This is a genomic window from Rhodococcus sp. Q1, assembly GCF_004153645.1.
Taxonomy (GTDB): Bacteria; Actinomycetota; Actinomycetes; order Mycobacteriales; family Mycobacteriaceae; genus Rhodococcus; species Rhodococcus gordoniae.
In genome coordinates this window covers 105,027-124,497 of the sequence record NZ_SDMJ01000004.1, presented here as the reverse complement: position 1 = coordinate 124,497, position 19,471 = coordinate 105,027, and the positions used below count along the sequence as shown (strand labels likewise).

Annotated in this window: 18 protein-coding genes and 1 tRNA gene; 10 read left to right on the top strand and 9 right to left on the bottom strand. The window is 69.0% G+C overall.

What is annotated here, in order from left to right; all coding sequences use genetic code 11:
- Window positions 1-76 precede the first annotated feature (76 nt).
- Window positions 77-1,714: a fatty acyl-AMP ligase gene (locus EQ874_RS12800; protein ID WP_129977001.1), complete on the top strand. Its 1,638-nt coding sequence runs from the start codon at window positions 77-79 to the stop codon at window positions 1,712-1,714.
- 9 nt (window positions 1,715-1,723) lie between these two features.
- Here the strand turns inward: EQ874_RS12800 and pth are convergent, their stop codons facing one another.
- From pth to EQ874_RS12785, 3 genes are all read right to left on the bottom strand, one after another.
- Window positions 1,724-2,296 (bottom strand): aminoacyl-tRNA hydrolase, encoded by a 573-nt coding sequence (gene pth / locus EQ874_RS12795; RefSeq protein WP_064064655.1) that lies wholly within the window; start codon window positions 2,294-2,296, stop codon window positions 1,724-1,726.
- Between the two features lie 93 nt (window positions 2,297-2,389).
- Window positions 2,390-2,998 (bottom strand): 50S ribosomal protein L25/general stress protein Ctc, encoded by a 609-nt coding sequence (locus EQ874_RS12790; RefSeq protein ID WP_129977000.1) that lies wholly within the window; start codon window positions 2,996-2,998, stop codon window positions 2,390-2,392.
- A gap of 241 nt (window positions 2,999-3,239) precedes the next feature.
- On the bottom strand, window positions 3,240-4,418 hold the full coding sequence (locus EQ874_RS12785; protein WP_129976999.1) for an aminotransferase class V-fold PLP-dependent enzyme: 1,179 nt from the start codon (window positions 4,416-4,418) through the stop codon (window positions 3,240-3,242).
- A 154-nt stretch (window positions 4,419-4,572) separates the two neighbouring features.
- Between EQ874_RS12785 and egtA the strand changes: the two genes are divergently transcribed.
- The 5 genes from egtA (at window position 4,573) to EQ874_RS12760 (ending at window position 10,077) form a co-directional block, all read left to right on the top strand.
- Window positions 4,573-5,802 (top strand): ergothioneine biosynthesis glutamate--cysteine ligase EgtA, encoded by a 1,230-nt coding sequence (gene egtA / locus EQ874_RS12780; RefSeq protein WP_165369247.1) that lies wholly within the window; start codon window positions 4,573-4,575, stop codon window positions 5,800-5,802.
- On the top strand, window positions 5,799-7,091 hold the full coding sequence (gene egtB / locus EQ874_RS12775; protein WP_129976997.1) for an ergothioneine biosynthesis protein EgtB: 1,293 nt from the start codon (window positions 5,799-5,801) through the stop codon (window positions 7,089-7,091). Before egtA ends, egtB begins: the two co-directional genes overlap by 4 nt.
- Entirely contained in the window at window positions 7,084-7,833 is a 750-nt protein-coding gene (gene egtC, locus EQ874_RS12770; protein WP_129976996.1) for an ergothioneine biosynthesis protein EgtC, read from the top strand. The genes egtB and egtC overlap by 8 nt, the downstream gene beginning before the upstream one ends.
- Entirely contained in the window at window positions 7,830-8,786 is a 957-nt protein-coding gene (gene egtD, locus EQ874_RS12765) for an L-histidine N(alpha)-methyltransferase (RefSeq protein WP_088899095.1), read from the top strand. The genes egtC and egtD overlap by 4 nt, the downstream gene beginning before the upstream one ends.
- A gap of 64 nt (window positions 8,787-8,850) precedes the next feature.
- Entirely contained in the window at window positions 8,851-10,077 is a 1,227-nt protein-coding gene (locus EQ874_RS12760; protein ID WP_129976995.1) for an MFS transporter, read from the top strand.
- Here EQ874_RS12760 and EQ874_RS12755 read toward each other — a convergent pair.
- From EQ874_RS12755 to EQ874_RS12730, 6 genes are all read right to left on the bottom strand, one after another.
- Window positions 10,046-12,625: a LuxR C-terminal-related transcriptional regulator gene (locus tag EQ874_RS12755; protein WP_129976994.1), complete on the bottom strand. Its 2,580-nt coding sequence runs from the start codon at window positions 12,623-12,625 to the stop codon at window positions 10,046-10,048. The genes EQ874_RS12760 and EQ874_RS12755 overlap by 32 nt on opposite strands.
- A gap of 217 nt (window positions 12,626-12,842) precedes the next feature.
- Entirely contained in the window at window positions 12,843-13,523 is a 681-nt protein-coding gene (locus EQ874_RS12750) for a hypothetical protein (RefSeq protein ID WP_129976993.1), read from the bottom strand.
- A gap of 155 nt (window positions 13,524-13,678) precedes the next feature.
- On the bottom strand, window positions 13,679-14,308 hold the full coding sequence (locus EQ874_RS12745; RefSeq protein ID WP_129976992.1) for a DUF2461 domain-containing protein: 630 nt from the start codon (window positions 14,306-14,308) through the stop codon (window positions 13,679-13,681).
- 32 nt (window positions 14,309-14,340) lie between these two features.
- Window positions 14,341-15,318, bottom strand: a complete 978-nt coding sequence (locus tag EQ874_RS12740; RefSeq protein WP_084421861.1) for a ribose-phosphate diphosphokinase — start codon at window positions 15,316-15,318, stop codon at window positions 14,341-14,343.
- Complete coding sequence (gene glmU, locus EQ874_RS12735) at window positions 15,315-16,790, bottom strand: bifunctional UDP-N-acetylglucosamine diphosphorylase/glucosamine-1-phosphate N-acetyltransferase GlmU (protein WP_129976991.1); 1,476 nt, start codon at window positions 16,788-16,790, stop codon at window positions 15,315-15,317. Before glmU ends, EQ874_RS12740 begins: the two co-directional genes overlap by 4 nt.
- Before the next feature lie 79 nt (window positions 16,791-16,869).
- Window positions 16,870-16,941: transfer RNA gene (locus tag EQ874_RS12730), tRNA-Gln, on the bottom strand.
- Window positions 16,942-17,133: 192 nt separating this feature from the next.
- Between EQ874_RS12730 and EQ874_RS12725 the strand changes: the two genes are divergently transcribed.
- From EQ874_RS12725 to EQ874_RS12710, 4 genes are all read left to right on the top strand, one after another.
- The gene (locus tag EQ874_RS12725; RefSeq protein ID WP_172506143.1) at window positions 17,134-17,739 is read left to right on the top strand and encodes a TetR/AcrR family transcriptional regulator; all 606 of its coding nucleotides are present in this window, start codon (window positions 17,134-17,136) and stop codon (window positions 17,737-17,739) included.
- 83 nt (window positions 17,740-17,822) lie between these two features.
- Window positions 17,823-18,464, top strand: a complete 642-nt coding sequence (locus EQ874_RS12720) for a ScbR family autoregulator-binding transcription factor (RefSeq protein WP_064064715.1) — start codon at window positions 17,823-17,825, stop codon at window positions 18,462-18,464.
- Window positions 18,461-18,790: a helix-turn-helix domain-containing protein gene (locus EQ874_RS12715; RefSeq protein WP_129976990.1), complete on the top strand. Its 330-nt coding sequence runs from the start codon at window positions 18,461-18,463 to the stop codon at window positions 18,788-18,790. Before EQ874_RS12720 ends, EQ874_RS12715 begins: the two co-directional genes overlap by 4 nt.
- A gap of 60 nt (window positions 18,791-18,850) precedes the next feature.
- A complete protein-coding gene (locus tag EQ874_RS12710) occupies window positions 18,851-19,450 on the top strand; it encodes a PIN domain-containing protein (RefSeq protein WP_129976989.1) in 600 nt (199 codons plus the stop codon).
- Window positions 19,451-19,471 lie beyond the last annotated feature (21 nt).

Below are 19,471 nucleotides of genomic sequence, written 5' to 3'. Positions count from 1 at the left end.
CCCCTCGGAGGCGCACGCTGATGTGCAACTACCGGATCTTGATCGAGGTCGTGCACCACCGGACGAGGAGCGGGTCGTGAGCAGGTTCACCGAGGAGATGTATGCGACGGCGGAATCGGACTCCGGGGCTCTGGTCACCGGCGAACCGGATGCGCCGCTGCGACAGAACTGGGGACTGATCCACCGGCAGGCCCGCCGTATGGCCGGTGCCCTGGCTGCCGCAGGCATCGGCCCCGGCGACTCGGTGGGCGTCCTCGCAGGACAGCCCGTGGACATCGCCCCGGTCTGCCAGGCGGTGTGGATGCGCGGCGGCAGTGTGACGATGCTGCACCAGCCCACCCCGCGGACCGATCTGCAGTCGTGGTCGCGCGACACCGAGGTGGTCCTGCGGATGATCGACGCACGCGCCGTCGTCCTCGGCGCACCCTTCGAGATCGCGGAGTCGCTGCTGCGCGAACGGGGCATCTCCGTCGTCACCGTGGAGCGGATGCGGGAAGGACATCCGGTCGATCCCGTGGATACCGCGGAATCGGACATCGTGCTGCAGCAACTCACCTCCGGGTCCACCGGTTCGCCGAAGGCGGTGCGGATCACGCACGGCAACTTCTACGCCAACGCGACGGCGATGATGGACCGCGTCAAGTTCTCGCTCGACGACGACGTCATGGTCAGCTGGCTGCCGTTGTTCCACGACATGGGCATGGTGGCCTTCCTCAGCGTCCCCATGCAGGTGGGTGCGGAGGTTGTGTCGGTGACGCCGCTGGATTTCCTCCGCTCGCCGATCCTGTGGGCGGAACTGATCAGCAAGTACCGCGGAACCCTGACGGCTGCACCGAATTTCGCGTACTCGCTGCTGGCCCGGAAGTTGTCGCAGGCGCCGGACGGCTCGCTCGACCTGTCGTCGATGCGCTGGATGTGGAACGGCGCCGAGCCGGTGGACCCCGACACGATGGAGGCGCTCGCGGACGCCGGTGAGCGATTCGGTCTCGAACCCTCCGCCCTCGCCCCGTCCTACGGGATGGCCGAGACCACGCTCGCGGTGTCGGTCCCCGATCCGGGGCGGGGGATGGTGCTCGACGTGGTGGATCCCGACCTGCTCGAAGCAGGTGGGATGGCCGTGCCGAGCACCCGCCCCCACGCGCGCCGTATGCCCACTCTCGGGCGTCTCGTGGCCGGTCTCGAGGGGCGCATCGTCGACCGCGACGGGCAGGTGCTGCCGCCCCGCGGTGTGGGCATCATCCAGTTGCGCGGCGAGGCCGTCACGCACGGCTATCTCACTGTGGACGGACCCGTGTCCGCGCAGGACGCGCAGGGCTGGCTCGACACCGGCGACGTGGGCTATTTCACCGAGGAAGGGCTCGTGGTGGTGTGCGGCCGGGTGAAGGACGTCATCATCATGGGCGGCCGCAACATCTATCCCACCGACATCGAGCGAGCGGCGGGGACCGTCGAAGGGGTGCGTCCCGGCAACGCCGTGGCCATCCGGCTCGACGCGGGGGACAAGCGCGAATCGTTCGCGGTGGCGGTGGAGAGCAAACTCTCCGACCACCCGGAGGAGGTGCGCCGCATCGAACACGACATCGTGCACGCGGTGGTCGCCGAGGTGGGCGTGCGGCCCCGCACCGTCGCGGTGCTCGGGCCCGGCAGTATCCCGAAGACCTCCTCGGGCAAGCTGCGTCGCGGTACGTCGCTGGCGCTGCTGACGCGCGCCTGACGCGCACCGTCAGTGGATGCGGTTCTGAGCGCCTTCGAGGCCGAGCTTCAGGAGCAGTTCGACGGCGTCGGCCCCTTCCTCGCACCACACGTCGAGTTCCTTGCGTTCGGTGGCCGAGAACGGCTTGAGCACGAAATCGGCGGGATCCTGCCGGCCGGGCGGGCGACCGATGCCCATCCGCACCCGCAGGTAGTCCTTGGTGCCGAGCGCCGACGAGATCGACCGCAGGCCGTTGTGCCCGTTCTCGCCACCGCCGAGCTTGAGCCGGATCGTCCCGAAGTCCAGGTCGAGTTCGTCGTGCACGACGATCACGTTCGCGGGCTCGACCGAGAAGAACTTCGCCAGGGCGGCGACCGGCCCACCGGACAGATTCATGTAGGTGCGGGGTTCGGCGATGATCACCTGCCGGCCGTCGAGCCGGGCCTGCACGATGTCGGCGTTGCTGCGCTTGTGCGCGGAGAACTTGCCGCCGACGCGTCCGGCCAGCACGTCGGCCACCATGAATCCGATGTTGTGCCGGGTGTTCTCGTACTTGGGCCCGGGGTTGCCGAGACCGATCACGAGCGCGGTGTCGTCGCCCACGTGCAGATCCTTCCGTGCATTCGAACGACGTGCGGCGCGCCATCCCGGGGGATGACGCGCCGCACGAGTGACTTACCGGGAGCCGGTGATGGCTCAGGCCTCCTCGGAAGCCTCTTCGGCCGCCGCGTCGCCCTCGGTGCCCTCGAGGGCACCGGCGGAGGGAGCCTCGACGATGTTCACGAGCAGCAGCTCGGGATCGTCCTGGAGGGTGGAGCCGGCGGGCAGCTCGACGCCACCGGCCAGGATCTGGGTGCCGGGCGCGGCGCCCTCGATGGAGACGACGATCTCCTCGGGGATGTTCAGGGCGTCGGCCTCGAGCTTGATGGTGTTGACCTCGTTGACGACGAGGGTCGCCGAGGCGGGCTCGCCGCGGAGGACGACGGGCACCTCGACGGTGACCTTCTCGCCCTTCTTCACGACCAGCAGATCGGCGTGCTCGATGTAGCGGCGGATCGGGTGGACGACGACCGACTTGGTCAGCGCGAGCTGCTCGTCGCCGTCGATGTCGAGGGTGAGGACGGCGTTGGTGCCGTGGGCACGCAGCACGGCCGCGAACTCGAGGTCGGGGAGGCCGAGGTGCCGTGGCTCGGTGCCGTGGCCGTAGAGGACGGCGGGGACCTGGCCGGCGCGACGGGCGCGGCGTGCGGCACCCTTGCCGAACTCGGTGCGGACGCTGGCTACGAGACGATTCTCGTCGGACATGATGTGACGGCTCCTACGCTGGTGGCACTTCGTGGTCGGGTGTTCTCGAACGAACGGATCCGACACGTGCGACCGGGGAGCACATTGCTTCCGTCGCAGCCGCGTCGATCACGGTGATCCAGCGATATTGCGGTTCACCCTCGCCGAGACAACTCGAACCACATTACCGGACGACATCGAGTCGGGACAAACAGCCCTGTCGTCGACCCCCGGTGCCGAGCAGCGCGCGACCGGCGCGGCTTCACGAACGGACGAGGTCGTGCACCGCGCCGAGGAATCTGTCGACGTCGGCGGGGGAGACGAAATAGTGCGGTGACGCCCGCACCACCGAATGCAGATCGCGCGCGGTCATGTCCAGCAGGGTCGAACTGCGACCGCTGACCGTGACCGTCACCGACCGCTCGGCCAGGACGTCGCGGACCTCCCGCGGGTCGCGTCCGTCCACGGTGAACGAGACGATGCCGCTGTGCCGCTCACCGAGGTCGGTGACGGTCACGCCGCCGATGCCGGCGAGCCCGTCGCGCACGTGCCCGGCGCGATAGACCACCGCCTCGGCCACGGCGTCCACCCCCAGCTCGAGGAGATAGTCCACGGCTGCACCGAGCCCGAGCCGGGCCGCCACCCCGGCCTCCCACATCTCGAAGCGGGCGGCGTCCGGCGCGAGCTCGTAGCTGTCGGGCGAGGTCCACGAAGCGCTGTGCAGGTCGAGCACCGCCGGTTCGAGTTCGGTCACCAGCCGCGGCCGCACGTAGAGGAAGCCGGTGCCGCGGGGACCGCGGAGCCACTTGCGTCCGGTGCCCGACAGCGCGTCGACGTCGAGTTCGGGCACGCTCACCGGTAGCTGTCCCACCGACTGGCACGCGTCGAGCAGTACGAGCGCACCGACCGCGTGCGCGGCGTCGGCGACCTCCCGTACGGGATTGACCAGTCCGCCGTTGGTGGGGGCGTGGACGACGGACACGAGTCGCACGCGTTCGTCGAGCATCCCCTCGAGTGCCTCGACGTCGAGGCGACCGGACGGATCGGACGGCACGACCTCGACGGTGGCGCCGGTGGCCCGCGCGCGCTGCAACGCGGCGATCGCGTTCGCGGCGTACTCGGCCTGCGAGATCAGGATGCGGTCGCCCGGTCGCAGCGGCACGGCGTAGAAGAACGACGTCCACGCCCGCGAGGCACCGTCGGACAGCGCGATCGAGGTCTCCGGTACGTCGAACAGGCGACCGAGCGAGGTCTTCACGGCGGTCAGGTCGTCGAGTCGCTCGTCGGCCGCCACGTACCCGCCGACCTCGGCCTCACGGCGCAGGTGCGCGAGCATCGTGTCCAGCACCGGCGTCGGGGGCAGGGACGATCCCGCGCTGTCGAGGAAGACCCGGTCGAAACATCCCGGTGTGTCGCGTCGAGCCGCCTGCAAGTCCAGCACGGACCCGCACCTCCTTCTGCCGACCGTATCGTCGGGGTCGAGCCTGCCCGCTGGTGTCCGTTCGCGCACGTACCGGTGCGTTATCCGCGCGTCGTGTCCCCGGGCGGGTTAGTCTCGACCGCATACCTGGCGCACCGGCCGAGGGGGTGGACGAATGGCGATGGCAGTCGATGCCGCGGCCTCCCGTGCCCGGACGGTACTCGGCTCCCGTGCGGACGCCGAGGATCACGTCCGCAACAAAGCGTTCCGGCTGGGAGTCCCGAGACTGATCGGGGTCGAGCTCGAGTGGCTCACCGCCCGGGCCGACGGCACCGAGTCGCGTCCCGAACTCGCGACCCTCGTCGAGGCGCTCGGACCGCACGCCCCGCGCACGGTCGCGCCGTCGTCGTCCGCGCGACCCCTGCCGTCGGGCAGCACGGTCAGCGTCGAGCCGGGTGGCCAGGTGGAGTTGTCCAGCGTGCCGTGCACCTCGGCGCGGCAGGTGTGCGATCGGCTCACGGCCGACCTCCGCATGCTCCGGGCGCTGCTCGCCCGCCGGTCGGTGATCATGCTCGACCGCGCCGCCGACGAGGTGCGGCCTCCGCATCGTCTGCTGCGGACCCCGCGCTACGGGGCGATGGAACTCCGTTACGACCGCATCGGCCCGATGGGCCGGTTGATGATGAACAGCACTGCGTCGGTTCAGATCTCCGTCGACATGGGACGCGACGAGGTGGAGGTCGTGCGGCGCTGGGAGCTGCTGCACGCCATCGCCCCGGCCATGATCGCGGCCTTCGCGTGCTCGCCCCGGCTGCGGGGCGCTCCGGAAGGCGACTGGGTGTCGCAGCGGATGCGCACGTGGCTCGAACTCGATCCCGACCTCACCCACGTCCCCCACCCCGGCGACTACCCCGCGTGGGTTCTCGACGCGCCGCTGACCTGTGTGCGCTCGGATCAGCCCGAGTGGTACGCACCGCCCGGCGCGACCTTCGCGGCGTGGCTCGCGGGCGACCTCGACGCCGACATCCGTCGCCGGCCCACCGTCGACGACCTCGACTACCACATGACGACGCTGTTCCCGCCCGTTCGTCCGTGCGGCCATCTCGAGGTGCGTTACCTCGATGCCCAGCCGGCCGACTCGTGGCAGGTGCCCGTCGCAGCCCTCGAAGCGCTGCTCTCCGCTCCGGAGGTCTCCGCGGAGGCGTGTGCGATCGTCGCCCCGGTGCGCGACCGGTGGGCCGAGGCGGCCCGAGTCGGTCTCCGTTCGCTCGAATTGCGTGCTGCCGCAGCGAGCCTGCTCTCACTCGCGGCGGAGTCCTCGCGCGACATGCGGTTCACCGCGGCACTCGACGCGGCCGCGGCGCGGTGCCTGCGCGGGCTGGCGCCGGGCGAGGAGGTGCGGTGACCCCTGCTCGTGCTGCGCTCAGGCGTCACCTCGAGCGGGCGCGTGCCCGCACCGAGGCGCTCACCTCCGTGCCGGAACACGATCTCACCGCACAACATTCACCCTTGATGAGCCCACTCGTGTGGGATCTGGCGCACATCGCCAACCAGGAGGAGTTCTGGCTCGTGCGGGCCGCGGGCGGGCGGCCACCCGTGCGCGGCGACATCGACGATCTCTACGACGCGTTCCGGCATCCCCGCGCGACCCGCACGGAGCTGCCGCTGCTCGACCCCGACGAGGCCCGTCGCTATGCGCGTGCCGTCCGCGATCTCACCTGGGACGTGTTCGAGCACAGTGCCTTCGACGACGAGCTGACCCGCGACGGTTTCGTCTTCGCGATGGTCGCACAACACGAACAGCAGCACGGCGAGACGATGCTCGCGACCCATCAACTGCGGCAGGGCTCTCCGTTGCTCGACGCTCCGGAGGCGCGGCGCACCGGAAGCGTTCCCGACACCGCGCGGATCCGGATTCCGGCCGGTGCATTCGAGATGGGCACGTCCACCGATCCGTGGGCCCTCGACAACGAGCGGCCGGCCCACGTCGTCGACGTGCCGGAGTTCGAACTCGACGCGGTGCCCGTCACCAACCGGCGTTATCTCGAGTTCGTCGACGACGGCGGTTACGCGCGGCGCGAACTGTGGAGCGAGGTGGGCCGGCGGCATCGCCTCGACGCCGGACTCGAGGCTCCGCAGTTCTGGAGTCGCGACGAAACAGGTTGGAAAAGAACGGTGTTCGGTAGAGCGGTGCCGCTGCATCCGGACGAACCCGTCGTTCACGTGTGTTTCCACGAAGCCGAGGCGTTCGCCCGCTGGGCCGGCGGGCGTCTGCCGACCGAGGCCGAATGGGAGAAGGCGGCACGCTGGGATCCGGCCACCGGTCGCAGCCGTCGATTCCCGTGGGGCGACGAGGATCCCGGTCCCGAACACGCCAATCTCGGTCAGCGCCACCTCGGTCCGGCCGTGGCAGGTGCCTATCCGCGTGGGGCGTCACCGCTCGGAGTGCACCAGCTGATCGGCGACGTGTGGGAGTGGACGTCCACACCGTTCACCGGGTATCCGGGCTTCCGCGCATTCCCGTACCGCGAGTACTCGGAGGTCTTCTTCGGTGAGGGCCACCGGGTGCTGCGCGGAGGATCGTTCGGCACCGACGAAGTCGCGTGCCGCGGAACCTTCCGCAATTGGGATCTCCCCGTCCGCCGTCAGATCTTCGCCGGGTTGCGCGTCGCATACGGGACGGGCGATGTGTAGACATCTGGCGTACATCGGACCGGAGACGAATGTCGCCGCACTGCTGTCGACCGGGACGAATTCGCTGCTCCGCCAGTCCTGGGCACCCACCGACATGCGTGGGGGAGGAACGATCAACGCCGACGGATTCGGTGTCGGGTGGTGGAGTGCGGAGGGCGTCTTCGGACGGTACCGGTCGGCCTCGCCGATCTGGTCCGACTCCTTCCTCCGTGAAGGGCTCGGCTCGGTGCGCTCGCGCACGATCGTCGCCGCGACCCGCTCGGCCACCGAGGGGATGCCCGTCGAACGGTCGGCGGCCGCACCCTTCTCCGACGACCGGTGGGCGTTCAGCCTCAACGGCGTCGTCCGGGGCTGGCCGGGATCGCTCGTCACCCTCGCCGGCGCGCTGCCCGTCGCCGACCTGCTGCGGCTCGAATCCCCTACCGACGCCGCCACGCTGTGGCTCCTGCTGCAGTCGCGGTTGCGCTGCGCAGACCCGGAACCGACATTGATCTCGCTCACCCACGACGTGCTGTCACTCGCGCCGGATTCGCGGTTGAACATGTTGCTGTGCAACGAGTCCGGGATCTGGGCCACGGCCTGGTACCACTCGCTGTGGACGTTCGTCGACGAGCAGACCGCGATCGTGGCGTCCGAACCGTTCGACGACGACAGTCGCTGGAAACCCGTACCCGACCGGCATCTCGTCGCTGCGATGCCGGGCAAACTCATCGTCTCACCACTGGAGGTCGGCTCACCGTGATCGTCGACGTGCATCTGCGCCCCGAGGACCTCGACGCCAAACTGCGCGAGGACGCACGGCGCGGACTCACGTCCGATCCCAAGTACCTGTCACCGACCTGGCTGTACGACGCGCGCGGCAGCGAACTGTTCGACGAGATCACGCGGCTGCCCGAGTACTACCCGACGCGCACCGAGTTCACCCTGCTGCGACAGCACGCCGCCGACTTCGCCGACGCCGCCCGCCCCGAGATGCTCGTCGAACTCGGCTCCGGGTCGTCGGAGAAGACGCACGTGCTGCTCGACGCCCTCGAACCGTATCTCCACACCTATGTGCCGCAGGACGTCTCCGAACCGGCGTTGCGGTCGGCCGTCACCAGACTGGCGGCGGAGTATCCGAACCTGACGGTGCACGGGGTGGTCGGCGATTTCACCGATTCGCTCGCGCATCTTCCTGCCGGCGGGAAACGCGCGATCGCGTTCCTCGGCGGCACGATCGGCAACCTCGTCCCGAGCGAGCGCGCACAGTTCCTTGCCGGGACGGCCGCGATCCTCGACCCCGGCGAGTGGTTGCTGCTCGGCGCCGGGCTCGTCATCGACCGCGACACCCTGATCGCCGCCTACGACGACGCGGCGGGGGTGACGGCGGAGTTCGACCGGAACGTCCTGCGGGTGCTCAACGCCCGGCTCGGCGCCGACTTCGATCCCGCCCGGTTCGTGCATCGTGCCGTCTGGGACCCGGAGAACGAGTGGATCGAGATGCGCCTCGAAGCGACCGAGGCGATGGACGTGAGTATCCCGGGCCTCGATCTGCAGATCACCCTCGCCGAGGGGGAGCAGATCCGGACCGAGATCTCCGCGAAGTTCCGCCTCGTCGGTATCTCGCAGGAACTCGCCGACGCGGGATTCGTCGTCCGGCACGAATGGGTGGATCCGGACGGACGGTTCGTCCTGCTCGCCGCGTCCCGGGAGTAGCCCTCGACAGGCGGCCGACGAGGCGATTCGACTTCCGCCGCGCCCACACGGGACGCTGGAGGACATGACGTCCTCCCGTGCCGTCCTGACGACCCCGGTCCTGGTGCTCATGGCCGTGGCGACGGGTCTGTGTGTGGGCGGCAACTATTTCAACCAGCCGCTGCTCGACTCCATCGCCGAAGCGCTGGACACCTCCCGATCGGCCGCCGCTTCCACTGTGACGGTCGCACAGGTCGCCTACGCTCTCGGCCTGCTGTTCCTCGTGCCGCTCGGCGACATGTTCCCGCAGCGGCGACTGGTGGTGATGCTCATGCTGGCCGCGGCGGCGGGTCAGGGGCTGAGCGGTTTCGCACCGAACATCGGGGTGCTCGTGGTGGGCACCGCGATCGCCGGTCTGTTCTCGGTGGCCGCGCAGGTACTGGTGCCGTTCGCAGCGACCCTCGCGACGCCGGAATCGAGGGGTCGCGCGGTCGGTACCGTGATGAGCGGCCTGCTCGTCGGGATCCTCGTGGCCCGGAGTGTCGCAGGCATCCTCGCCGAACTCGGCGACAGCTGGACGACGGTCTACCGGGTGAGCGCGGTGGCCATGGTGATCGTGGCCCTCGCGTTGTGGCGGGTGCTTCCGGCGACACCGCCGGCGGTCCGGCAGGGCTACGGCAGCACTCTGCGATCGCTCGGGACGTTGATCGTCCGGCATCCCCGCCTGCGGACCCGGACGATTCTCGGGGGCCTGGGCTTCGCATCGGTGGGCGCGTTGTTCTCGACGATGGCGTTCCTGTTGTCCGACCCGCCGTTCGGCCTCGACGACCTGCAGATCGGTCTCGTGGGCCTGGCCGGGGCGGCCGGTGCGGTCGCGGCAACCGTCGCGGGACGGCTCGTCGACCGCGGGTACGGACCGCAGACGACTGCCGTGGGCGTGGTCACGCTGGTCGCGTCGTGGGCCGCGCTCGCCGCGGGCGGGAGCTCGCTGGTGTGGTTCGTCGTGGGGATGCTCGTCGTCGACCTCGCGTTGAATCTCGTGCAGATCACGAATCAGAACATCGTGTACGCCCTCGATCCCGACGCTCGCTCCCGCGTGAACTCCGTCTACATGACGGGCTATTTCGTCGGGGCCGCATCGGGATCGGCGCTCGGCACGGCGGCGTGGTCGGTCGGCGGGTGGCCCGCGGTGTGTGTGCTCGGCGTCGGTCTGGCGGTGCTCGCGGGCGTAGTGTGGGCGCTCGATCTGCGGCTCGCGGCCCGGATGCGGGCGACTTCGTCTACAGCGACCGGCGGACCGGCAGCAGCCTGAGATCGCGCGCCCGGCCGATCGCCTCCACCCGGGTGTGGACCCCGAGCTTGCGATAGATGCTGCGCAGCTGGGTCTTGATCGTGTTGTGCGAGACGAACAGCTTCTTCGCGATGTCGGCGTGGGTCGATCCCAGTGCCAGCAGTTCGAGAACGTCCGTCTCTCGCGGGGACAATTCGACGTGGGTCACGGGCTCGGCGAAGACCGACCCGACGGGCCCGCCCGGAACCGGACGACCCGACAGGGCAACCAGATGTTCGGTGACATCGCCGGGGAGGGTGGTGAACGCACGGCGGTTGCCGAGGGACTCGGCCAGAGCGCAGGCCCGCCGCCAGTTCCTCGCGGCGCCGTTCTCGTCGCCGAGGTCGAGGTGGGCGCCGGCGGCTACGAGCAACGATTCGAGATGGGCGCGCGGATATCCGCATTCCGTCCACGGGACGCGCTTGAGTTTCTTCAACGCGGCCTCGGGATGACGGGTGAACAGTTCGGCCCGTCCCGCCGCCACCACGCACATCGGATGGTCTGCCGACTGCTCGGCAGCGAGGGCACGCGCCAGGTTGCCGTTTCCGAGCGCCAGATGCAGATCGATCTCGGCTGCGCCGAGCATTCTGCGACAGAAGGCTCCGTGTCCGTACAGGTCGTGGTGCGACGCGATCAACCGGTGCAATCCGGTGAGCCCGTCGTAGGCATGACCCGTGGCCAGGTCGTAGGAGGCACGCGCATAGGCGACGAATCCCCAGAGTTCTTCCGAGACGCGGGGTACACCCACTGTGTCGAGATATCCGGCAGCCTCGTCGAGATCCAGCGCGTCCAGATGAACGAGCGCGGAGGCCACTCGGCCGCTCACCTTGACCATCTCGCCCCAGCGACCTTCGGTCTGCTCGGCGCGCCTCTCGATGTGCAACCATTCCCGCGCCCGCGGAAGGTCGCCGACGGCCGCCCAGTTCAGGGCCGAACTTCCCGCGGCGTTCTGGACGGCGAAGGCGATGTTCGCGGCATAGGCACCGCGGTAGGCGCGCCGGAAGGCGGCGGTGGACTCGGTGAGATATCCGGCGAGCTGGAGCGTGATCGCCCACTGCAGGCGCAACAGCGGAAGCTGGGGGGCGAGGTCGTCGGGTCGATGCTCGAGGATCGACCCGACGAGCGGTTGTAACAGCAGGGTCAGTCGCGCGGCTTCACCGAATTCGCCCGAGACCCGCAGCGTCAGGGTCTGTACCGTCGCGACGTACACGGCCTGGGCGGCTTCGGCCGTCCTCCCGAGCTCGACGAGTTCGTCGACGTCGGTGGACAGGGAGGCGTGCAGGATCGAATGCTCGTCGAGCATCTGCGTGAACAGCGCGCGACCGGCCAGTACCGAGGGGTGGTCCTCGAGTTCCCCATCCGGGATCTGTCTGAGCACCTTGACGAGAACGTCGAAGGAACGCTCCACCATGTGCGCCCAGGACTCCTCGACGATCGTCACGGCGGTCTTCCAGTCGCCGGCCTCGACCGCGTAGATCGACGCTTCGGCGGGATTTCCGGCGTCGCGATGTGCCCGGGCGAGTTCGCCGAGCAGGGCGTCGGCGTGCCCGGGTCGTGCCCGGCGGGAGATATCCAGGACGCACGAACGCACCGCGTCGGGCCAGCGCCAGGTCCGGGGATCACGGTAAGGGGAATCCATCAGAAGCCCCGCTGCGGCGAGCGCGGTCAGCCGGGCTTCGGCGTCGGCCACGCCGGTCAGCTCGGCTGCTTCGTCGGCGGTGAGGCTGTGGGCTACCGCGACGGAGTATGCGAAGTCGCACTCGGCGGCGTCGAGGTCGTCGAGCAGGCCCTCGACATGGGTCCGTACGAGGCATTCCAGTGCCGTGGTCGGCAATCCCCGGTTGTCGATCAACCGCTGCGGGCGGTTACGGGCGAGTCCCGTGGCTGCCGAGACGAGGGCGGGTACACCACCGAGCACGCGGGACACCGCCTCGCATTCGCCGTCGGAGCGTGCGGTTCCGGTGGAGTTCAGCAGCCGGGTGGTCTCTCCGACGGTGAACAGCAGATCGGGGGCCGGGATGTACGTGCATTCCATCCCGCGGGTGATGACCTCGCTCAGATCGATGTTGTTGCCCGGAAGGCAGACGATCGCATCGAGTTTCGGGCAGTGATCGAGCAACCGCAGAGTTTCCCGGAGGATCCGGGCCGCGTTCGGTGCCGGCACGCAGGCAAGAACGAGCAGACACGGTGATCCCAGATCGCGGAGGGCACGGACCACCCGATCGAACGGCGAGCCGTCGGTGGTGACCTCGACGGCCGGATGGTCGACGAGGATGTCGAGGACACACTCCGGCAGGTCGCCGTCGCGGGGGCGGGTGAGTTCGGGAACCCAGACGACCGTGTGGTCGGGTGCGCCGCCCTGGTGGAGCCATCCGGCGACGAGGGTGCGTTTGCCGAAACCGGGGGGAGCGTCGATCACCGTCAGCGTGGAGCACCGGTCGAGGCACGCGAACAGACGGGGGCGTGCCAGAGCCGAGGACAGTGAACGCCACGCGGGTGCACCGACGCGAGGGGAGTCGGAAACACTCACGCGCACTCCTTCGGAAGGCTTCGGTCCGGATCTGCGCAGGCGGGAAGGCCCGAACAGTGCCCCCCGACAGGCCTTGGTCGATCACAGACTACCTGGTCCGTTGTCGTGAGGTGCGGTAACGAGAGCAGTTGTGAGGTGCGCTAACGACGGCAGCCCCGGCACCGGACCGTCGAGCGAACTCGTCGGCGCGGGCGGGGCTGCGATCGTGGGCCGGCGGCTAGCGGCCGGATGCGCTCAGACGTGCCTTCTCGAGTGCGGCGAGGGTGCGGAGGATCGTCGCCTTCTGCTTCTCCAGGTCGCTGCGCCGGGCACGGGCGGCAAGGCCGCTCTGCTCGGCGACGAGAGTGAGCTGCGCGTCGATCGCGGAGAGTTGGTCGAGCAGGGCGAGGGCACGGGTCTGGATCTCCTCGACGTCCACCGCGTCCGTGCGGACCGGGGCGGCGGACTTCACCGGCTTCGACGCCGGCGAGGACGAGTTCCGGGTCGCGGCAGCCGGACGCGTCGACGCCTGAGCGGAGGTACCGAGATGGCTGTCGGTGATCGCGGTGGCGCGGGGCCGCAGGGCCTTGCGCACGAGCGCCGGATCGGGCTGCTCGGCGAGACGGATGTCGTTGAGGGCACGGCGGGCCTCGCGAGCGGCGAGGCGGTGCTCGTGCTCCTCCTCGTCGTCGGACTGCAGGGTGCCGCCGATGGGCCGCAGACCGTACATGCCCATGAACTTGCGGGCCTCGTCGATGACGGCTTCGTGCTTACGGCATGTGGCACAGCGAGGTTCGTTGCGGAAGAGTTCGACCGAGTCGGTGTCGCCACACCAGACGCACGCACCCGGCGACCATCGTCGGACCGTTCGGATTGTCGCGTTTTCCGTAGGGGCTTCGAGAGTTTGCGCGTCGGTCACGAGGTGCCACTTTAGGTGAAAGCGGAGTTATGCAGGGGAGGGGGTCCCGCCCGACCTGCGACGATTTCGCGCGGCGTGACGAAGATCATTCCCGTCCCGGCGCGTCCTCAAACCATTGCGCCACACAGCATTTCCATACCACCCGGTCTGCCGGATCACGTTGCGGTGGCGGCGGTGAGCCAGCGCACCAACGGCCGGAACTCCCGCCACGCCGAACGCACCTCCTCGAGAGTGCGCGGAGTGTCGATCCAGGGAGGTGAGATCTCGGTGCGACCGGCCCACAGTGACCGGTGCCGCATGAGTTCGATGCGGGGATGATCGGCGTCCACACCACGCGGCCGGGACTTCAGCCGGTCGCCCCCGATCTCGTAGCCCGACCGTTCGAGCTTGCGCACGATCCTCCCGAGTTCCGGACCGCGCCGCTCGTGATCGACCGCTGTGCGGTAGCCGGCGATCTGCTCGGACGAACCGTGGAACAGGCCCGCGGACACCCGCAACCCGGCAGCGTTGATCTCGACGTAGTAGCCGACGCTCTGCGCGACGGAGACGAATCCACCCTGATGGGTCTTGTACGGCAACTTGTCCCTGCTGAACCGTACGTCGCGGTACGGGCGGAAGACCTTGCCCTCACCGAACTCCTCCCCGAGTTCCGAGAGCAGGGCAAGCATCGGGCCGCGCACGCAGTCGTCGTAGACGGCCTTGTGCGCGGCCCAGAATGCTCTGCTGTTGTCGGCCTCGAGATCGTCGTAGAAGTCGAGGGCCGCGACGGGAAATCCGGTGAACACCCGGACAGTCTGCCCCGTCGTGGAACCGAAGGTCAGGCGACCCCGTTGAACAGCGAGGTCACCGAGCCGTTCTCGAAGACCTCGCGGATCGTCTGCGCGAGCAGCGGGGCGATCGACAGCACGGTGAGGCAGTCGAACTGCTTCTCCTCCGGGATCGGCAGCGTGTTGGTGACGATGACCTCCTTGGCTCCGCACGCGGCGAGGCGCTCGGCGGCCGGATCGGAGAGCACGCCGTGGGTGGCCGCGATGATGACGTCGCCCGCACCGGCCTCCTTCAGGATCTTCACCGCGCCGGCGATGGTGCCGCCGGTGTCGATCATGTCGTCGATGAGGATGCAGGTGCGGCCTTCGACCTCACCGACCACCCGGTTCGACTTGACCTGGTTGGGCACGAGCGGGTCGCGGGTCTTGTGGATGAACGCCAGCGGCGCACCACCGAGAGTGTCGGCCCACTTCTCGGCCACGCGCACGCGACCGGAATCGGGGGAGACCACGGCGATGTTCTCGACGCCGTACTTGCCGCGGATGTACTCGGCGAGCTGACCTTGCGCGTGCATATGGTCGACCGGGCCGTCGAAGAAGCCCTGGATCTGATCGGTGTGCAGGTCGACCGTGATGATGCGGTCGGCGCCGGCGGTCTTGAGCAGATCGGCGATCAGGCGAGCGGAGATGGGCTCGCGCCCACGGTGCTTCTTGTCCTGACGGGCGTAGGGGTAGAACGGCAGGATCGCGGTGATGCGCTTGGCGGAACCACGCTTGAGCGCGTCGATCATGATGAGCTGTTCCATGACCCACTGGTTCAGCGGGAACGGGTGGCTCTGCAGCACGAAGGCGTCCGAACCGCGCACCGACTCCTCGAAGCGCACGAACGTCTCACCGTTGGCGAAGTCCCGTGCCGTCTGCGGGGTGAGGGGGACACCCAGTTCCTTCGCGACCTGTTCCGCCAGCTCGGGATGAGCCCGGCCGGAGAAGAGCATCAAGTTCTTCTGGTTGTCGATCCAATTGGTCACTGGTTCTGGCCGTCCTTCTGCCGATCGTGGTCGTGCTGCTGCTGTGCTCTCGATGCTGCCTCGGCAGCGGGGGTACCGGCGCGATTGCGCTGGACCCACCCTTCAATATTGCGCTGTGGCGTACCCGACACCGCCAGCGCCCCCGGAGGAACGTCGCGGCGGAGTACCGTTCCGGCGCCCGTGTAGGCGCCGTCGCCCACCGTGAGGGGGGCGACGAACATCGTGTCCGACCCGGTGCGGACGTGCGATCCGACGACCGTGCGGTACTTCTGCACCCCGTCGTAGTTGACGAACACGCTCGACGCTCCGATGTTGGAGTGCTCGCCGATCTCCGCGTCGCCGACATAGGTGAGGTGGGGAACCTTCGAATGCGCCCCGATCTGCGCGTTCTTCGTCTCGACGAAGGCGCCGAGCTTGCCGCACGCGCCGAGTTCGGTGCCGGGACGCAGGAAGGTGAACGGTCCGACGGTGGCCTCCGCGCCGATCACCGCGTGGGAGCCGTGGGTGCGCACGACGCTGGCGCCGGCGCCGACCCGCACATCGGTGAGAGTCGTGCCGGGGCCGATCTCCGCGTCGTCGGCGACGACCGTGCGGCCGCGCAACTGCACGTCGGGATGGATGGTGACGTCGCTGCCGAGAACGACGTCGACGTCGATCCACGTCGACGCCGGGTCGATCACCGTGACACCCTCGCGCATCCAGTGCTCGAGCAGACGCCGGTTGAGTTCGGCGGTCAGTGCGGCCAGCTGGACGCGGTCGTTGACGCCGGAGACCTGCACGGCGTCGTCGGTGTGCACACCGCGGACGGCCAGGCCCTCTCCGCGGGCGATCTTCACGACGTCGGTCAGGTACAGCTCGCCCTGCGAATTGTCGTCGCTCAACTTGCCCAGGGCCGACCGCAGCGCGGCCGCGTCGAAGGCGTACACGCCCGTGTTGATCTCCTGGATCGCGCGCTGCGTCGTGGACGCGTCCTTCTCCTCGACGATCCCGGCGACATCACCGTCGGTGGTGCGGACGATGCGGCCGTACCCGGTGGGCTCGGACACCGTGGTGGTCAGGACGGTTACCGCGGCCGGCTCGGGGTCGAGGTGCGCGGCGAGCAACTCACGCAGGGTGTCGGGGCGGAGCAGCGGGACATCGCCCGCGGTGACGACCACCGTGCCGTCGAAGTCGTCGGGCAGGGCGCCCAGGCCGCACTCCACGGCGTGACCGGTGCCGAGCTGATCGTCCTGGACGGTCACCCGGATCTCGCGGTCGAGACTCTCGGCGACGGCGGTCACCTCGGCGGAGACCTCCGCGCGGCGATGCCCGACGACCGTGACGAGATGGGAGGGTTCGAGCGCGACGGCGGCGTAGAGGGAGTGGGCGAGCATCGTGCGGCCACCGAGGGTGTGCAACACCTTCGGTGTCTTCGACCGCATTCTTGTTCCTGCTCCGGCTGCCAGCACGACGATCGCGGTCTGCACCTGCATGTAGCTCCCTCGACACGTTTCTGCACGCCGGTCCGTGCGTGCACCGGGGAAGCGCTGAGGCTCCCCGGGACGGTTCCCGCTCCGCCGCCAGGACTCGAACCTGAACTATCTGAACCAAAATCAGAGGTGCTGCCGATTACACCACGGCGGACTGCCACACCTCCGCGGCGGAACCGGCGGACGTGCGCCCCCGATCCTTGCACGAGACGGCGTCGGCGTCGAACCTGGGGTGGCGGGATCGGGAATGGATAGGCTGTCGAACGTTCGAGTACGCCCCGCCGCCGAAGGAGGACATGTGTCGCAGGCGTCGCAGAAGCGGACCGAGCGCACTCCGCGGATCCGGATGACGGGCACGCAGCGTCGGGAACAGCTCATCGAGATCGGCCGCGCCCTCTTCGCCGAGCGCGGTTACGAGGGCACCTCCATCGAGGAGATCGCCCAGCGGGCGCAGGTCTCCAAGCCCGTCGTCTACGAACACTTCGGAGGCAAGGAAGGTCTCTACGCGGTGGTCGTGGACCGTGAGATGACGGTCCTGATGTCGATGGTGACCGAGAGCCTCACGCGGAACCGTTCGCGGATCCGCGTCGAGCGTGCGGCGCTCGCCCTGCTCACCTACATCGAGGAACGCACCGACGGTTTCCGGATCCTGGTGCGCGACTCGCCGATGTCGGCCGAGGAAGGCACCTACTCGAGCCTTCTCAACGAAGCGATGCGGCAGGTGGGGGAGCTGCTGTCCGGCGACTTCTCCCGCCGCGGCCTCAACCCCGACTTCGCTCCGCTCTATGCCCAGGCGCTCGTCGGTATGGTCGCCACCACCGCGACATGGTGGCTCGATCGCCGCACCCCGTCGAAGGAAGATGTGGCAGCCCACCTCGTGAACCTGTGCTGGAACGGCCTGATCGGTCTCGAAGCGGACCCGAAGCTCGGGGAGCCCCCGATTTCCGAATAGTCCTCTCGTTTTCGGGAGCGTCTGCTCTCTACTTCCGGGTAAGCGGCGTTATCGTAGGGATACCCGTGAGAAGGCAGGCTGTGGTGGGACGACAAGTACGCGCAGAAGTGACGCGCGAATCCGTGCTGCAGGGCGCAGCGACCGTATTCGTCCGCGACGGATACGCGGACGCGAATCTGGGCGACATCATCGAGGAGGCCGGTGTCACCAAGGGAGCGCTGTACTTCCATTTCGGTTCGAAGGAAGAATTGGCGCGCGGAGTGATCGACTCCGGGTATCTGCGCTTCGCGGCCGCCGCCGAATCCAAGATGGACCGCCGCTCCCCGGCTCTCGAGACACTGATCGATCTGTCCGTACTCCACGTCGACATGGCCGAGACCGATCCGGTGGTGCGGGCGATGTTCCGTCTGCTCGTCGAGATCGGCGACTACCAGGGCACCGAGCACCGGCCCTACGAGACCTGGCAGAGCACTCTGCAGGAGCTGGCCACCAGGGCGGCCGAGGAGGGCGACCTCGTCGAGGACGTCGACGTCCACGCCGTCTCCCTGCTGCTCCTCGAGCAGGCGATGGGCGCTCGGATCATGGCGAACGCCCTCAAGGCGATCGATCGGCTCGCCGAACGGACGGGCTCGATGTGGCGGATGATCCTGCCCGCGCTGGTGCCGGCGAACAAGCTCGAATACTTCCGGCAGTTCGTGGAGCGCCGCCTGCGGCTGCCGTCGTGAGTTTCGGTCCGTTCTCCGCCGACGAGGCACCCGCAGCGCTCGCGCGCCTGTTCGACCGGTTCGGTCCCGGCACCGCCGTGACCATCGGTGTCGTGCCGCCCCTGCTGACGATCGCCCAGGCCGCCGACGTACTCGGCTGTTCCCGCCGTTACGTGGCCCACCTGGTGGACACGGGCGCGCTCGCCGCAGACTTCCACGGCCTGCACCGGCGCGTGTCGCGCTCCGACGTCCGCGAACTCGCGATCCGGCAGGCGGAGGTGGTCACGACGGTCCTCGACGGTCTCGCCGACCTCACGCGTCGCGAGGGCCTGTACGACCCGTTCTGACAGTACTGTGCGACCCGTGACGACAGCATGGACGGGCACACGATTCGACGAAGGGTGACGATGCCGGTTCGAGTGGTACTCGGTGCGACGGTGCTCTCCCGTCCCCGGCTGCGTGATGTGGCGCTCGCCCTGGCCGAAGAGGGCCTGTATCAACCCTTCTGGAGCGACGGGATCGTCGCGGAGGTGGACCGTCGGCTCCCGCAGGAGCTGTTGCGCCCCGCCCGCGACTTCCTCTTCGCCGAACTCGACCGCGCCTTCCCCGACGCCCGCGTGGTCTGGCCCACCACCGTCCTGCGCGAGGTGCCGCACGTGACGGGCCCGCGGGAAGCGCACGTGACGTCGGTGGCATTGCTGTGCCACGCCGACGCCGTGATCACCGCCGATCCCGAGCTCACCGGGGCGCTGGAACGGTCGGGCATCGAAGCGTGGACTCCCGACGCGTTCGTCACCTTCGCGCTCGACGCGGATCCCGCCCGCACCCGCACAGCCCTGCTGAGGATGGTGCGACGTCGCTGGCTCACCGACGACGCCCGGCGCGAGGCGGGCGACGAGGAACTGCTCGCCGGACTGGCCGGCTGGGCGGCCCGTGAGCTCGGTGCCAACAGCGCCGACCTGCTCGCGCCCCGGCGCGGTGATCCTCCTCGCGCCCCGGCGCGGTGACGCACGAGGGGGCAGCGGAAT

Excerpts from the sequence above, each read along its gene's own strand:
- EQ874_RS12760 (WP_129976995.1), top strand. The coding sequence starts at position 8,851 with ATGACGTCCTCCCGTGCCGTCCTGACGACCCCGGTCCTGGTGCTCATG.
- egtA (WP_165369247.1), top strand. The coding sequence starts at position 4,573 with ATGGCGATGGCAGTCGATGCCGCGGCCTCCCGTGCCCGGACGGTACTC.
- glmU (WP_129976991.1), bottom strand. The coding sequence starts at position 16,790 with ATGCAGGTGCAGACCGCGATCGTCGTGCTGGCAGCCGGAGCAGGAACA.
- egtC (WP_129976996.1), top strand. The coding sequence starts at position 7,084 with ATGTGTAGACATCTGGCGTACATCGGACCGGAGACGAATGTCGCCGCA.
- EQ874_RS12725 (WP_172506143.1), top strand. The coding sequence starts at position 17,134 with ATGACGGGCACGCAGCGTCGGGAACAGCTCATCGAGATCGGCCGCGCC.
- EQ874_RS12710 (WP_129976989.1), top strand. The coding sequence starts at position 18,851 with ATGCCGGTTCGAGTGGTACTCGGTGCGACGGTGCTCTCCCGTCCCCGG.
- EQ874_RS12790 (WP_129977000.1), bottom strand. The coding sequence starts at position 2,998 with ATGTCCGACGAGAATCGTCTCGTAGCCAGCGTCCGCACCGAGTTCGGC.